We start from the raw sequence: 14,394 nt of genomic DNA, 5'->3' as shown, positions 1-14,394 counted from the left end.
TCAGAAGCCTCGTCCGGGGCCTTCGCTGGGAGCTAGATCCGACATGTACGGATTGCTCACGCGCTCACGGCCGATGGTCGTCTGGGGTCCGTGTCCGGGCAGCACCACGGTCTCGTCCGGCAGGGGCAGGCAGACCCGGGCCAGGCTGCGCAGGATGGCCTGGTGGTCGCCGCCCGGCAGGTCGGTGCGGCCGATGGATCCGGCGAACAGCAGGTCGCCGGAGAACATCACCTGCACGTCCTCGAAGGGCGTGCGGAACGTCACCGACCCGGGCGTATGGCCCGGCGCGTGGTCGACGGTCAGCTCCAGCCCCGCCAGTTCCAGCACGGCGCCGTCGCTCAGCTCGCGCACGTCGTCCGGCTCGCTCAGGGTGAGCCCGCCGAACAGCTGGGCGGAGGTCACCCCGAAGCCCTTGGCCGGATCCGAGAGCAGGTCGCGGTCGTCGGGATGGATGAACGCAGGCACGTCGCGCGCCCCGCAGACGGGGGCGACCGACCACACGTGGTCCAGATGGCCGTGCGTGAGGATCACCGCGACCGGCTTGAGCCGGTGCTCGCGCAGGATCTCCTCGACGCCGTCGGTCGCGTCCTGCCCGGGGTCGATGACCACGCACTCCTCGCCCGCGGCCGGCGCCACCACGTAGCAGTTGGTGGCGAAGGAGCCTGCGGGAAACCCGGCGACGAGCACGTTCTGCCTCTCTGTATGCGCCCCTTATGCTGGGGCCGCTTGGATGCACGGAAGGTGATCCCGAGCCTACCGGGGGGTCAGGCCCCTCCGCGAACGAGTTCCGCGTGTCACGCGGGGGAGGCGCGCGGGATCGGAGACCGCTACGATGCCCTGCACTGATCATCATCAGCGTACGGCAAGGGAGAACAGGGGAGGCAGCCGCAGTGGCCGGCAAGGACCGCAAGAAGGAACTCGCGCGCCAGCGCTATGAGCGCCAGCAGGAGCGCCGCGCCGCCGAGGAGGCCGCGGCCAAGCGGCGCAGCGTGATCGGAGCGGCCGTCGCCACGGCGGTGGTGGTCCTGGGCGTCGCCGGCGCCGCCTACGCCATCACCAAGGGCGGCGAGGACGAGCTCGCGGACGACCCGACGGTGGCGGCGCCGACCGCCAAGCCCGGCGAGTGCCTCTACACCGAGCCCGCGAGCGGCGAGAAGGCCGCCAAGGACGTCGGCATGCCCCCCGTCAAGCCCGCCCACGACGGCGACGTGAAGGCCACGGTCAAGACCTCGGTCGGCGAGATGACCTTCACTCTGGACGGCGAGAACGCGCCCTGCACCGTCAACTCCTTCGCCCACCTGGCGGCGGAGAAGTACTTCGACGGCACCGAGTGCCACCGCCTGACCGGCAACGTCCTGCAGTGCGGCGACCCCACGGGGTCGGGCTCGGGCGGTCCGGGGTATGAGTTCGCCAACGAGAACACCGAGGGCGCGAAGTACAAGAAGGGCGTCCTGGCGATGGCGAACGCCGGCCCCGGCACCAACGGGAGCCAGTTCTTCATCGTCTACAAGGACTGGGACGACCTTCCGGCCGACTACAGCATCTTCGGTACGGTCTCCTCGGGCCTCGACAAGGTCGAGGACGTCGCCGAGGCGGGCTCCGAGCCCCCGAGCGACGGCAAGCCCAAGAAGAAGGTTGAAATCAACAGCATCTCGATCGCCAAGAATGAGTGACTCGGGGCGCTAGTGTTTGATAGGCCCGAAAAACACATCCGGCAGTTCGGGCCATGACGCAGGAGGCAAGGGTGTCCAGCGCCACAGATCCGTGGGGCCGTGTCGACGAAGAGGGCACGGTCTACGTGAAGACCGCGGACGGCGAGAGGGTCGTGGGTTCCTGGCAGGCGGGCGCCGCTGAGGAGGCCCTTGCCTACTTCAAGCGCAAGTACGACTCGCTCGCCACCGAGATCGGGCTGCTCGAGCAGCGCATCAGGACCACCGACCTGGCCCCCGCCCAGGCGGCCAGCAGCATCGAGCGGCTGCGCGAGTCGGTCGTGGACGCCAACGCGGTCGGCGACCTCGACTCGCTGCTGCGCCGGCTGGACGCGCTGGGCGAGGTGGCGGGCAAGAAGCGCGAGGAGCTGAAGGTCCAGCGCGACCACGCCCGCTCCGCCGCCAAGGAGGTCAAGGAGCGCATCGTCGCCGAGGCCGAGCGCCTGGCCACCGAGGAGACCCACTGGAAGAACGGCGGCGAGCGGCTGCGCCAGCTCGTCGAGGAGTGGAAGGCGGCCGAGCGCATCGACCGCGCCACCGAGACGGTGCTGTGGAAGCGGCTGTCGTCGGCGCGCAACGCCTTCACCAAGCGCCGCAAGGCCTACTTCTCCTCCCTGGAGGACCAGCGGGCCGTCGCGCAGGCGGAGAAGGAGCGTCTGGTCGCCGAGGCCGAGGCGATCTCCGGCTCCACCCAGTGGAACGACACCGCCGCGGCCTACCGCGAGCTGATGCGCCGCTGGAAGAACGCCGGGCGCGCCTCGCGTGAGGTCGAGGACGAGCTGTGGGGCCGCTTCAAGGGCGCCCAGGACGTCTTCTTCAACGCCCGCAAGGCCGCCTTCGACGAGCGGGACGCGGAGTTCGCCGGCAACGCCGAGGTCAAGGAGAAGCTGCTGGAGGAGGCCGAGCGCCTCGTTCCGGTGGGCAACGTCCGCCAGACCCGGCAGGCGCTGCGCTCGATCCAGGAGCGCTGGGAGGCCGCGGGCATGGTCCCGCGCGCCGACCGCGACCGGCTCGAGGGCCGGCTGCGCAAGGTCGAGGAGGCCGTCCGCCAGGCCGAGGAGTCCGAGTGGCGGCGCAGCAACCCCGAGGCCAGGGCGCGTGCCGAGGCCACGGTGGCGCAGCTGCGCTCGTCGATCGAGCAGCTGGAGAAGAAGCTGGCCAAGGCCGAGGCGGCGAACAACGCCAAGGGCGTCAAGGACGCCCAGGAGGCGCTGACGGCCCGCCGCGCCTGGCTGGAGGAGGCCGAGCGCACCCTCGCGGAGTTCACCGGCTGACGCCCCGCACGCGGGCGCAGGACCCGCGCGGCCGCGAGGCCGTGCGGGTCCCCCCTTTTCCGGGGGTCCTCAGGCCTCGGGGAAGGCGCTCTCGTCACGGCCGAGGAAGGCCAGCAGCCGGGTGAGCTCGCCCGCGCCGCGCGGCGGGGTCAGCGCCGGGCCGAGCATGCCCTCCTTGCGCATGGTGGTGCCGATCACCTGGGCCGTGGCGGAGGCGCGGTGGACCAGGTCGGCGTCGAGCCGCACCGCCAGCCCGGCGGCGCGGGCCAGGTCCCAGGCGTGGACCAGCAGCTCCAGCACGTAGGTGTCGAGCAGGTCGCGCAGCGGCAGCTCGCCGAACCCGCCGAACGGGATGGGGGTGGCCAGCGCCGCGGGGGTGAGGGCGGCGGCGCAGGCGGCCCTGGCCCGCCGCCAGGCGCCCACCGGGTCGTCCCCGGCGAGCCGGCCGGGATCGTCCGCGGCGTCGGGGGGCTCAGTCCGCCCGATCAGCGCGATGATCTCCAGCTGGCCGCCGATCACATGGCCGAGCAGGTCGCGGGCGCTCCAGGCCTCGCACGGGGACGGCAGGTCCCAGGCGCCCGCCGGAACGCCGACGACGACGCCCTCGAACAGGTCGAGGGCGCGGTCGTATCCGCTGGGCTCCCGAGTCATGAAGGACAACGTCACTCCCGTTCCGGTCGCTCTGTCAACCGCTACGCCGCTTCTGGACTGCGCCGGATAGTGTCACCTTATGGACAGCTTGTTCGACGTCCCCGCGGAGGACGCCCAGCGGGCCAACGAGCCCCTGGCCGTGCGGATGCGCCCCCGCGCCCTGGACGAGGTCGTCGGGCAGGAGCACCTGACCGGCCCCGGCACGCCGATCAGGCAGCTCGTCGAGCGGGACGCGCCGATGTCGCTGGTGCTGTGGGGCCCGCCCGGGACCGGCAAGACCACTCTGGCCACGGTGATCAGCAGGGCCTCCGAGCGCCGCTTCGTGGAGATCTCCGCGGTCTCCGACGGCGTGAAGCAGGTCAGGGAGGCCATCGACCGGGCCAAGCGGGAGCTGGGCATGTCCGGCCGCCACACCCTGCTGTTCGTCGACGAGGTCCACCGCTTCAACAAGGCGCAGCAGGACGCCCTGCTGCCCGCGGTGGAGAACCGCTGGGTCTCGTTCATCGGCGCCACCACCGAGAACCCGTTCTTCTCGGTCAACAGCCCCCTGCTGTCCCGCTCGCTGCTGCTGACCCTCCAGCCCCTGGGCGACGAGCAGGTGCGTGCGGTCCTCAGACGCGCGCTGACGGACGAACGGGGCATCCGGGCGGTACTGACCGGGGAGGCCGAGGACCACCTCGTCAGGCTCGCCGGTGGGGACGCCCGGCGCTCCCTGACCTACCTGGAGGCCGCCGCCCTGGTCGCGGCGGACGGGGAGATCACCGTGGACGTCCTGGAGAAGGCCGTCGACCGGGCGGCGGTGCGCTACGACCGCGACGGCGACCAGCACTACGACGTGATCAGCGCCTTCATCAAGAGCATCAGGGGCAGCGACGTGGACGCCGCCCTGCACTACCTGGCCCGGATGATCGTGGCGGGGGAGGACGCCCGGTTCATCGCCCGGCGGCTGATCGTCCACGCCAGCGAGGACATCGGCATGGCCGACCCCACGGCCCTGCAGACGGCGGTGGCCGCCGCCAAGGCCGTCGAGCACGTCGGCCTGCCCGAGGCGCGGATCAACCTGGCACAGGCGGTGATCCACCTGTCGCTGGCGCCCAAGTCCAACGCCGTGATCACCGCGATCGACGAGGCGATGGCGGACGTGCGCCGGGGCGCCGCGGGCCACGTGCCCGGCCACCTGCGCGACGCCCACTACCGGGGCGCCGAGAAGCTCGGCCACGGCAAGGGCTACCTCTACGCCCACGACCACCCCGGCGGGGTCGTCGCCCAGCAGTACGCCCCCGACGAACTGGTCGACCGGCGCTACTACCGCCCCACCAGGCACGGGGCGGAAACCCGGTGGACCGAGGTGCTGGAGCGTATTAGAACTGTTCTCCGGGGCCGTTAGGCTGGAGACGGCCCGGTGCCCGGCAGCCGGCTCGCCTTCTGAGCAGCCCGCACGCGATAAGGTCCGTGGAACACGGGCTCCGGCCCGATCGCCCCGTGCGGGGGCTCGACGAACTGTGATGGGAAGACCCGGATGCTCACTGGTGGACAGCTCGCAGGTCTCATCATCGCCGTCTTCTGGGCGGTCCTGGTCTCCTTCCTGGTGCTGGTCCTGCTGCGGCTGGCCCGGCTGCTGCGGGAGACCACCGAGCTCGTGGCCGAGCTGGGCGACCAGGCGGCCCCGCTGCTGGAGGAGATGGCCCGCACGGTGGAGCAGGCGGGCGAGCAGCTCGACCGCACCGATGTGATCACCAAGCAGATGGCGGGGGTCACCCAGAACGTCTCGGCGGTCACCACCGTGATGACCTCGGTGGTCAGCGGACCGCTGGTGAAGGCCGCGGCGTTCTCCTACGGGGTGCGCAGGGCGCTCAGCCGCCCGAGCCCCCCGGCACGGCCCCAGCTGCCGGCCCAGCGCAAGGGAGGGCGCAGATGAAACGTCTCTTCTGGCTCACGGTGGGCGCGGGCACCGCCCTGTACGCCCAGCGCAGGGCGATGCGCTTCGCCCGCAGCCTCGCCCCGGAGAACCTCGCGGTCCGCGCCGTGGAGAACGCGGTGAAGACCGGGAGCACCACGGGGGACAGGCTGCGCGAGTTCGCCGACGAGGTGCGGGCCCACATGGCCGAGCGCGAGGCCGAGCTGAACGAGGCCATCCGGCTGGACCAGGAGCCTCCGGTGGACCCCCGGCGGGCCCGGCCGATCCGGATCCTGCAGGCGCGGCCCGTCGAAGCCCGCGAGCTCCGCGCCCTCGACCACAACGACAACCACGACGACATCAAGGACGGAACACATGGAGTCGGCTGAGATCGCCCGCCGATACCTGCGGTACTTCGAGCAGAACGGGCACACCCTCGTGCCCTCGGCGAGCCTCATCGCCGAGGACCCGACGCTGCTGCTGGTGCCCGCCGGCATGGTTCCGTTCAAGCCCTACTTCCTGGCCCAGCGCACCCCGCCGGCCCCGCGGATGGCCAGCTGCCAGAAGTGCGTGCGCACCCCGGACATCGAGGAGGTCGGCAAGACCACCCGGCACGCCACCTTCTTCCAGATGCTGGGCAACTTCTCCATCGGCGACTACTTCAAGGAGCAGGCGATCCCCTTCGCCTGGGACCTGCTGACCAGGTCGCAGTCCGACGGCGGCTTCGGCTTCCCCGAGGACAGGCTCTGGGTCACCGTCCTGCACGACGACGACGAGGCCGCCGAGATCTGGCACAAGAACGTCGGCGTCCCGATGGACCGCATCCAGCGCCGCGGCCTGGCCGACAACTTCTGGCACATGGGCGTGCCCGGCCCCGGCGGCCCCAGCTCGGAGATCTACTACGACCGCGGCCCCGAGTACGGGCGCGAGGGCGGCCCCGAGGCCGACGAGGACCGCTACCTCGAGGTCTGGAACCTGGTCTTCATGCAGTTCCAGCTCGGCGCGGTGCGCAGCAAGGTCGACTTCGACATCGCGGGCGACCTGCCGGCCAAGAACATCGACACCGGCATGGGCCTGGAGCGCATGGCCATCCTGCTGCAGGGCGTCGACAACATCTACGAGACCGACACGATGTGGAAGGTCCTCGACCGCGCGGCGCAGCTGACCGAGACGCGCTACGGCGCCAACGGCAACGACGACGTCTCGCTGCGCGTCGTGGCCGACCACGTGCGCGCGGGCATGATGCTGGTCTCCGACGGCATCATCCCCTCCAACGAGGGCCGCGGCTACGTCCTGCGCCGCATCCTGCGCCGGGCGGTCCGCAAGCTGCGGCTGCTGGGCGGCCAGGAGCGCGGGATGCTGCACGAGCTGACCGCCACCGCGATCGGCGCGATGGGCGAGCAGTACCCCGAGCTCGTCCGCACCGCCGCCAACATCCACACCGTCATCGACGCGGAGGAGGAGAGCTTCTCCCGCACCCTGCGCACCGGTGAGAACATCTTCGACGTCGCGGTGAAGGAGTCCCGGGACTCCGGCCGCGAGGTCGTGGGCGGCGCCGACGCCTTCAAGCTGCACGACACCTACGGCTTCCCGATCGAGCTCACCCTGGAGATGGCGTCCGAGCAGGGCCTGACCGTCGACGAGGAGGGCTTCCGCCGCCTCATGGCCGAGCAGCGCGAGCGGGCCAAGCGCGACGCCAGGGAGAAGAAGACCGGCAACGCCGACGTCTCGGTGCTGGGCGACCTGCTGGAGCAGGCCGGCGGCACCGTCGACTTCCTGGGCTACCGCGACTTCACCGCCGAGGCGCGGGCCGTGGGCCTGCTGGTCAACGGCGCCAACGTCGTGGAGGCGCCCGAGGGCACCGACGTCGAGGTGGTGCTCGACCGCACCCCCTTCTACGCCGAGGGCGGCGGCCAGCTCGCCGACCACGGGGTGATCCGCTTCCTGGGCGGCGCCGAGGTCGAGGTCACCGACGTGCAGTCGCCGCTGACCGGCCTCATCGTGCACCGCGGCCGGGTGCGCTCGGGCGTGGCCCGCTCCGGCGACACCGTGCTGGCCGAGATCGACGTCTCCCGCCGCAACGCCATCTCCCGCTCGCACACCGCCACCCACATGGTCCACAAGGGCTTCCGCGCGGCGCTGGGCGAGTCGGCGGCGCAGGCGGGCTCGGAGAACTCCCCGGGCCGCTTCCGGTTCGACTTCACCGCCGCCGGCGCGGTGCCGCCGTCGGTGCTGCGCGACGTCGAGGACGAGGTCAACGAGGTCCTCATCAACGACCTGGAGGTCAGGGCGTTCACCACCAGCCAGACCGAGGCGGTGGCGATGGGCGCGATGGCGCTGTTCGGCGAGAAGTACGGCGACGAGGTGCGGGTCGTCGAGGTCGGCGACTACTCCCGCGAGCTGTGCGGCGGCACGCACGTGGGCAGCTCGGGCCAGCTCGGCCTGATCAAGCTGATGAGCGAGTCGTCCATCGGAGCCGGGGTGCGCCGCATCGAGGCGCTGGTGGGCATGGACGCCTTCCGCTTCCTGGCCCGCGAGAGCGTGCTGGTCTCCCAGCTCGCCGACCAGGTGAAGGCGCGCCGCGAGGAGCTGCCCGAGCGGATCTCTGGCCTGGTGAGCCGGCTGCGCGAGGCCGAGAAGGACCTGGAGCGGCTGCGCGCCGAGCAGGTGCTGGCCGCCTCGGCGGGGCTGGCGCAGGGCGCCAAGGACGTGAACGGCATCGCGTTCGTGGGGCACCGCGCCCCCGACGGCACCGGCGCGGACGACCTGCGCAGGCTCGCCGTGGACGTGCGCTCCCGGATCCAGGACCGCCCCTGCGTGGTCATGATCACCGGTGTGCCCAAGGACCGTCCGGTCGTGGTCGTCGCGGTCGACGAGCGCGCCCGCGAGCGGGGCCGCAAGGCCGGGAAGCTGGTCTCGCTGGCCGCCAGGACGCTGGGCGGCGGCGGTGGCGGCAAGGACGACCTCGCCCAGGGCGGCGGCGCCGACCCCGCCAAGATCGCCGAGGCGCTGCACGTGGTGGAACACGCGGTGGGCGCCGAGTGAGACAGGGTGTGCGGCTGGCCGTCGACGTGGGCAGCGTCCGGATAGGCGTGGCCCGCAGCGATCCGGCCGGCATCCTGGCCACCCCCCTGGAGACCGTGCGCGCCGGCCGGGGCGATGTCGCGCGGATCCTCGCCCTGGCCGCCGAGTACGAGGCGCTGGAGATCATCGTCGGGCTGCCGACGAACCTGTCCGGCAGGGAGGGGCAGGCGGCGGCCTCGGCTCGGGCCTTCGCCAGGAGATTGGCACTGAAACTCCCCTTGGGTACGGTACGTCTCTATGACGAACGTCTCACGACCGTGACCGCCGCCAGCGGCCTGCGGGCCGGAGGCACCAAGGCCAAGAACCAACGCGGCGTCATCGATCAGGCCGCAGCGGCGGTGTTGCTGCAGGCCGCGCTCGATTCCGAGCGGCTCACCGGCAACCCGCCGGGCGCGCCGGTCAAGGGGAAAGAGTGAGCGGCACCGACTTCTGGGATACGGACAAGACCCGGGACGACAATCCGGTGGTCGGCTCGGGCGGGCGCCGGAGGCAGAAGCAGAAACAGAAGAAGCAGAAGCGCAAGCGCAGGGGGAGCGGCGCGGCCGCGGTGGCCTCCCTGCTCTTCCTCTTCGTGGTGGTCGGCGGCGGAGGCTACTTCGGCTACACCGAGCTGAAGGCCTACATGCAGCCGCCGGACTACACCGGGGAGGGCACCGGCAAGGTCACGGTCGAGGTGAAGGACGGCGACTCCACCTCCGTCATCGCCGGCACCCTGGAGAAGGCCGAGGTGGTCAAGTCCGCCAAGGCGTTCGTCAACGCGGCCGAGGACGCGCCCGAGGTCCAGTCGATCCAGCCCGGCTTCTACGTGATGCGCCTGCGCATGTCGGCCGAGGCGGCGGTGACGCTCATCCTGAGCCCCGAGGCCCGCTCCGGGGTGATCGACGTGCCCGAGGGCCTGTGGGCCTCGGAGATCTACCAGCGGCTGTCGAAGACCACCAAGATCCCGGTCTCGGCGTTCAAGAAGGTCGATCCCCGGAAGCTGGGCCTGCCCGCGGCGGCCAAGGGCGAGGTCGAGGGCTACCTCTTCCCCGGCCGGTACGACCTGCCGCCGGACGCGACGGCCCAGCAGCTGCTGAAGATGATGGTCGACAGGTTCCGCCAGGAGATCAAGAGGGTGAACCTCGCCGAGGGCGCCGAGGAGCAGGGCCGGACGGTCAGCGAGATCATGGTGATCGCCAGCATCGTCCAGGCCGAGGCGGGCAAGCCCGAGGACCAGGCCAAGATCTCCCGGGTCGTCTACAACCGCCTCAAGGCCGACAAGGCCCTGCAGTTCGACACCCCGGTCATGTACGCGCACGGCGAGCGGACCATCGACGTGCGGTACGGGCACCTGGAGATCGACTCCCCCTACAATGTGTACAAGCACCTCGGCCTGCCGCCGGGCCCGATCAGCAATCCAGGACTCGACGCGATCAAGGCCGCGATCGATCCCCAGCCCGGCAAATGGATGTTCTTCGTCGCCACCGACCCGGAGAACCACATCACCGAGTTCGGGGTGACCGAGGAAGACTTCGCCCGGCTGAAGAAGAAGTTCGACAAATGGCTCGAGAAGAACCGCGACTGACCCGCCGCGCCGCCGTGCTCGGCTCGCCGATCCGGCACTCCCTCTCACCCGTCCTGCACCGGGCCGCCTACGCGGCCCTGGGCCTGGAGGAGTGGGCGTACGAGGCGCACGAGTGCGCCGAGGACGGCCTGGCGGGCTTCCTGGCGCGGCCGTGGGCGGGGCTGTCCCTGACGATGCCGCTGAAGCGCACCGCGCTGAAGCTGGCCGACGAGTGCAGCGAGCTGGCGGTGAGGGTCGGCGGAGCCAACACCCTCGTCCCGCGCGACGGCCGTTGGATCGCGGACAACACCGACGTGTACGGCATCGTGACCGCCCTGGCCGAGGGCGGCGTGCACGAACTGGACGAGCTCGTCGTCCTGGGCGGCGGCGCCACCGCGGCGTCCGCGCTCGCCGCGGCGGCCCGGCTCGGCGCGAGCCGGGCGGTCCTGGCCGTCCGGACGCCCGCGCGGGCGGTGGAGACGGCCGAGGTCGGCGAGCGCTTCGGCCTTGGGATGAAGATCGCCACCCTGGAGGAGCTCCCCGCCCTGCTGGACACCGGCCTGGTGGTCTCCACCCTGCCCGGCGAGGGGGCCCTGCCCTTCACCGGCCCGGTGGCCGAGGCGGGCGTCCCGGTCTTCGACGTGGTCTACTCGCCGTGGCCCACCCCGCTGGCGCGGGCCGTCCTGGAACGCGGCGGCACGGTCGTCAGCGGCTACGCGATGCTGCTGCACCAGGCCGTCCGGCAGGTGGAGCTGATGACCGCCCGCACCGACGTGCCGGTGGAGGCCATGCGCGCCGCGGGCGAGGCCGAGCTGGCCCGCCGCCTGCGCGGGGACGGCCCCGCCTGAGGCGTCAGCGCCGGGGCTTGAAGGCCTCCTGGAGGGGGATGAGGGCCATGGGGATGACGAGGCCGACCCAGAAGACCTCGCCCTTCCACCATCCGGCCAGCACCCCTCCGCCGATCAGGGAGCACAGCAGGAGCAGGGCGGCGTACGCCCAGTAGCGTTTGAGGAGGCGGCCGAGCCCGGCCGCCCACAACGCGGGCGCCAGGGAGAAGAGCGGCTTGCGGCGGGCCGTGCCGCGGCGGATGACGACGGCGTCCTTCAGCCAGACGACGAGGTCGTCGGGGCGGAAGAGCGGCTGGCGGTACACGCTCGTGATGGCCTGCAGCGACCACCACAGGCTCCACAACGACGGGCTCTCGCCGGGCGTGATGTCGTCGCCCCAGATGTGCTCGCCGGGGGAGATCCGCAGGATCCGCTCGAGCGCCGGGCCCACCTGCGCCACCGGCGGCCCCTCCGGGTGGTGCAGGAGCGCGGTGAGGGCGAGCGGCAGGCCGTAATGCCACAGGTTGAGCCGCCACGCGCCGCCCTCGGCAGGGGCGACGGTGTAGGTCTCGATCCACTTGTGCGGGTTGGCGGGGTCCATCGCCAGCCGCCGGGTGAGCCACGCGAAGGCCGGCAGGTGGCGGGACAGGTCGGCCGGGCGCAGTTCGGCCAGGGTGATGAGGGCGAAGGCGGTGTGGGTGACGGTCGGGCCGCCCGCGCCGCCGTTGACCCCCCACACGCGGGCGCGGGTCGTCTGGTCGGTGACCCGCTGGTCCAGCAGCCAGCGCACCCCGTGCGCGACGGCATCGGCGTGCGGGTCGAGCTCGTTCAGGGCGCGCAGCGCCAGGCAGGTCAGCCAGACCCGGGAGGGGGCGTCCCGCATCGAGCCCCAGCCGCCGTCGGGATTCTGCTGCCCGATCAGCCAGCGGGTGGCCCGGTGCAGGTCGGGCGCGCCCTCGCGCAGGTCGCAGCGGATGCGGGCCAGGGCCCAGGCGATCCAGCCGGTCGCCTCGACCACGGCCTGGCTGCCGCTGGTGCGGGTGGGCCAGCCGCCGTCCTCCTGCTGGTGTTCGCGCAGGAAGCGCAGCGCCTGGTCGAGCCGGTCGGGCGCCTCGTCGCAGTCGACGAAGCAGGCCAGCGCCAGGGCGGTCGCCGTCGCGCCGGGGGCGCCGCCGAGCTCGTGGTACCAGCCGCCCGAGCCCTGCGGGCCGTCCGGGACGGAGCGGTAGTGGTCGCGCAGGGTCTCGGTGGCGATCGACAGGTGGCGGTGGAGGTCGCGGACGTCGAGGATCAACACGCTCCGCTCCGGCGGCCGGGAGGCCGCCCTCGATGGTGATCGGCTCGGAAGAGATTATCTTTTGCTCTGAACGCGAAGAGTCAAGCGTGCCACTGACTCTCGGCGGCCTACGATGAGGACGCTCATGGCGACACGATGGTTTCCGGATCAGGGGGGCCCGGCGGGGGAGCCGTCCGCGCACGACTGCGTGTTGTGCCCGCCGCTGCGGTTCCGGCTCAACGAGATGGCGGGCCTGCCCCCGGGCGTGCTGGCACGGGACGCCGACTTCTACCTTGCGCCCGACCTCGCCCCGCTCGTCGAGGGGCATCTGCTGCTGGTCAGCGAACGGCACTGGCGGTGCGGCGGGCAGCTGCCGCCCGCGTTGTGGCAGCGCGCCGAAGGCTGGCGGGCCGAGGTCTCCGGCCGTTATGCCCGCGCCTACGGGGATCCCGGCGTCCTGGTCCTGGAGCACGGTCCGGCCTCGCCGGGCGGCGGCGGGGCGTGCGTCGACCACTTCCACTGGCATCTGCTGCCCGACGCGGGCGCGCTGGGCGGCCGGGTGCGCGCCGCGGCGGAGGCGGCCGGCCTCACCGGACGCCCGGCGGGCCACGAGGCGCTGCGCCGCCTGCACGACGAAGGCCGCTCGTACGTGATGGTCGGCGGGCACGCCTACCCGGCCGACGAACTGCCCGGCCAGTTCCTGCGCGGCGCGGTGCTGGGGGAGGGCTCACCGGTCTGGCGCTGGCAGGAGCTGTTCGGGCTGCCGCCCAGCCGCCGCAGGTTCCACGCCACGCTAAAGGCGCTCGCGCGGGGTCAGCGCTGCGACAGCCACCAGTAGAGCTCGCTGGCGGTCAGCCGGTCGCCGAAGCCGGTGCGTTCGGTGACGCCGGACCGGAAACCGGTGGGGTAGCCCAGGCGCAGCCGCCCGCGCCGGTAGGCCAGCGAGTGCTCCATCGCGGTGGGCCCGTCGCGCAGCAGCCACAGGGGGTCGCCCGCGGTGAGGGTGTCGAGGCGCTCGGGCAGGCGTGCCCCGTCCTCCAGCAGCCCGGCGAGGGTGGGCACCTCGGTGATGACGACGTCGGCGAGCTCCAGGGCGGGCAGGACGCCGGGCAGCGCCATCCGGTCGGGCAGGTCGTGCGGCACCAGGTCGAAGGCGACGGGCGTGCCGTGGGCGCGGGCCAGGGCCATGGCCTCCAGCAGCGCGGCGCGGGAACGTTCCTCCAGGAGCGCGTAGCCGTCGGCGACCAGCAGGTCCGAGGAGGCGATGGCCTCGCGTCCGGCGCGGACGTCCTCGGGTGTGGGGCGCGGCCCCCGGTCACTGGCGACGAGCAGGCGGGCGCCGGGGTCGCGGAGCATGACCGAGCAGCCGTTCTGCTGCTCGGGGTCGGCGTGCAGCAGGTCGGTGACGCCCAGGTCGCGCAGGGTCGCGCGGATGACCGGGGTGAAGGAGTCGTCCCCGATGCGGCCGAGGATCCCGATGTGCTTGAAGTGCTCGCGGGCGTTGCGCGCGAAGTTGACGGCCGTGCCCGCGATGAGCGGTCGCAGGGGCGCGTACAGCAGCCGGTCGGCGTCCATGCCGGTGAAGCGCTCGGGGATGCGGGCGCGCAGCTCGACGCGCACGTCGCCCAGGACGGTCAGCGTGAACCTCGGCTCCGGCGGGGCGTCGAGCCAGCGGGCCGGGTTCATGCCAGGTCGGTGCGGAAGTGTTCCATCACGGGTTTGAGGCCGGGGATGACGTCGTAGTCCGCCAGGTCGCGCACCGGCACCCAGGCGGCCTCGCCGAGGTGGTCGTCGGGCACGCGGTGCTCGTCGGTGACGGCGGTCCCGCCGACGGCCCGGCAGGTGCGGGCGACGGCCACCACCCGCACGTCCTCGCCCGGCTCCCCGTCGGGCATCCACCAGTCCCACAGGTGGAAGGGCGGGCCGGGCTCGACCCGCAGCCCGACCTCCTCGTAGACCTCGCGGCGGATGTGCTCGTCGAGGTCGGCGTCCTGGCCGACCTTCAGCCGCCCGCCGGGCACCTCCCAGCAGCCCGGATGGTGCGGGTCGGATCCGGACTTGCGGACCAGCAGCACCCGGTCCCGGTCCACGATGAACGCCTTCTGCGCGAACTGCAGGCGAGGCTCCGGCATC

At 72.4% G+C, this 14,394-nt stretch carries 15 protein-coding genes; 10 read left to right on the top strand and 5 right to left on the bottom strand.

Translation table 11 applies throughout. The annotated features are described in order from the left end of the window. Positions 1 to 687, bottom strand: a complete 687-nt coding sequence (locus C2865_RS14485) for an MBL fold metallo-hydrolase (protein WP_106398985.1) — start codon at positions 685 to 687, stop codon at positions 1 to 3. Positions 688 to 890: 203 nt separating this feature from the next. On the opposite strand from C2865_RS14485, the gene C2865_RS14480 reads away from it, so the two are divergent. Together C2865_RS14480 and C2865_RS14475 are read left to right on the top strand one after the other, a co-directional pair. Further along, positions 891 to 1,673 carry a peptidylprolyl isomerase gene (locus C2865_RS14480; RefSeq protein ID WP_106398984.1) on the top strand — a complete coding sequence of 261 codons (783 nt, stop codon included), beginning with the start codon at positions 891 to 893 and terminating at the stop codon, positions 1,671 to 1,673. Positions 1,674 to 1,726: 53 nt separating this feature from the next. Beyond that, positions 1,727 to 2,983: a DUF349 domain-containing protein gene (locus C2865_RS14475; protein ID WP_106398983.1), complete on the top strand. Its 1,257-nt coding sequence runs from the start codon at positions 1,727 to 1,729 to the stop codon at positions 2,981 to 2,983. Positions 2,984 to 3,052: 69 nt separating this feature from the next. On the opposite strand, the gene C2865_RS14470 is transcribed toward C2865_RS14475, so the two are convergent. Beyond that, on the bottom strand, positions 3,053 to 3,634 hold the full coding sequence (locus C2865_RS14470) for a TIGR03086 family metal-binding protein (RefSeq protein WP_157963721.1): 582 nt from the start codon (positions 3,632 to 3,634) through the stop codon (positions 3,053 to 3,055). A 79-nt stretch (positions 3,635 to 3,713) separates the two neighbouring features. On the opposite strand from C2865_RS14470, the gene C2865_RS14465 reads away from it, so the two are divergent. The 7 genes from C2865_RS14465 (at position 3,714) to C2865_RS14435 (ending at position 11,006) form a co-directional block, all read left to right on the top strand. Beyond that, positions 3,714 to 5,021 (top strand): replication-associated recombination protein A, encoded by a 1,308-nt coding sequence (locus C2865_RS14465; protein WP_106398981.1) that lies wholly within the window; start codon positions 3,714 to 3,716, stop codon positions 5,019 to 5,021. Between the two features lie 132 nt (positions 5,022 to 5,153). Continuing rightward, on the top strand, positions 5,154 to 5,552 hold the full coding sequence (locus tag C2865_RS14460) for a DUF948 domain-containing protein (protein ID WP_106398980.1): 399 nt from the start codon (positions 5,154 to 5,156) through the stop codon (positions 5,550 to 5,552). Then, positions 5,549 to 5,920, top strand: coding sequence for a DUF6167 family protein (locus C2865_RS14455; RefSeq protein WP_106398979.1), 372 nt, complete (start codon positions 5,549 to 5,551; stop codon positions 5,918 to 5,920). Before C2865_RS14460 ends, C2865_RS14455 begins: the two co-directional genes overlap by 4 nt. Then, positions 5,907 to 8,576, top strand: coding sequence for an alanine--tRNA ligase (gene alaS, locus C2865_RS14450; RefSeq protein WP_106398978.1), 2,670 nt, complete (start codon positions 5,907 to 5,909; stop codon positions 8,574 to 8,576). The genes C2865_RS14455 and alaS overlap by 14 nt, the downstream gene beginning before the upstream one ends. Continuing rightward, positions 8,573 to 9,031, top strand: coding sequence for a Holliday junction resolvase RuvX (gene ruvX, locus C2865_RS14445; protein ID WP_106398977.1), 459 nt, complete (start codon positions 8,573 to 8,575; stop codon positions 9,029 to 9,031). The genes alaS and ruvX overlap by 4 nt, the downstream gene beginning before the upstream one ends. Continuing rightward, a complete protein-coding gene (gene mltG, locus C2865_RS14440) occupies positions 9,028 to 10,179 on the top strand; it encodes an endolytic transglycosylase MltG (RefSeq protein ID WP_106398976.1) in 1,152 nt (383 codons plus the stop codon). Before ruvX ends, mltG begins: the two co-directional genes overlap by 4 nt. After that, a complete protein-coding gene (locus C2865_RS14435) occupies positions 10,155 to 11,006 on the top strand; it encodes a shikimate dehydrogenase (protein ID WP_106398975.1) in 852 nt (283 codons plus the stop codon). The genes mltG and C2865_RS14435 overlap by 25 nt, the downstream gene beginning before the upstream one ends. Positions 11,007 to 11,010: 4 nt before the next feature. Here the strand turns inward: C2865_RS14435 and C2865_RS14430 are convergent, their stop codons facing one another. Continuing rightward, the gene (locus C2865_RS14430) at positions 11,011 to 12,282 is read right to left on the bottom strand and encodes a prenyltransferase/squalene oxidase repeat-containing protein (RefSeq protein WP_106398974.1); all 1,272 of its coding nucleotides are present in this window, start codon (positions 12,280 to 12,282) and stop codon (positions 11,011 to 11,013) included. Between the two features lie 124 nt (positions 12,283 to 12,406). On the opposite strand from C2865_RS14430, the gene C2865_RS14425 reads away from it, so the two are divergent. Then, complete coding sequence (locus tag C2865_RS14425; RefSeq protein WP_157963720.1) at positions 12,407 to 13,099, top strand: HIT family protein; 693 nt, start codon at positions 12,407 to 12,409, stop codon at positions 13,097 to 13,099. Here the strand turns inward: C2865_RS14425 and C2865_RS14420 are convergent. Further along, positions 13,075 to 13,947 carry a carbohydrate kinase family protein gene (locus C2865_RS14420; RefSeq protein WP_106398972.1) on the bottom strand — a complete coding sequence of 291 codons (873 nt, stop codon included), beginning with the start codon at positions 13,945 to 13,947 and terminating at the stop codon, positions 13,075 to 13,077. The two genes, C2865_RS14425 and C2865_RS14420, sit on opposite strands and share 25 nt — an antisense overlap. Then, positions 13,944 to 14,393 carry an NUDIX domain-containing protein gene (locus tag C2865_RS14415; RefSeq protein ID WP_106398971.1) on the bottom strand — a complete coding sequence of 150 codons (450 nt, stop codon included), beginning with the start codon at positions 14,391 to 14,393 and terminating at the stop codon, positions 13,944 to 13,946. Before C2865_RS14415 ends, C2865_RS14420 begins: the two co-directional genes overlap by 4 nt. Position 14,394: the final 1 nt, after the last annotated feature.

Origin of the sequence: Actinocorallia populi (assembly GCF_002995495.1) — a bacterium.
In the GTDB taxonomy this organism is placed as follows: domain Bacteria; phylum Actinomycetota; class Actinomycetes; order Streptosporangiales; family Streptosporangiaceae; genus Actinocorallia; species Actinocorallia populi.
This window is presented reverse-complemented; position numbering and strand designations above follow the sequence as displayed.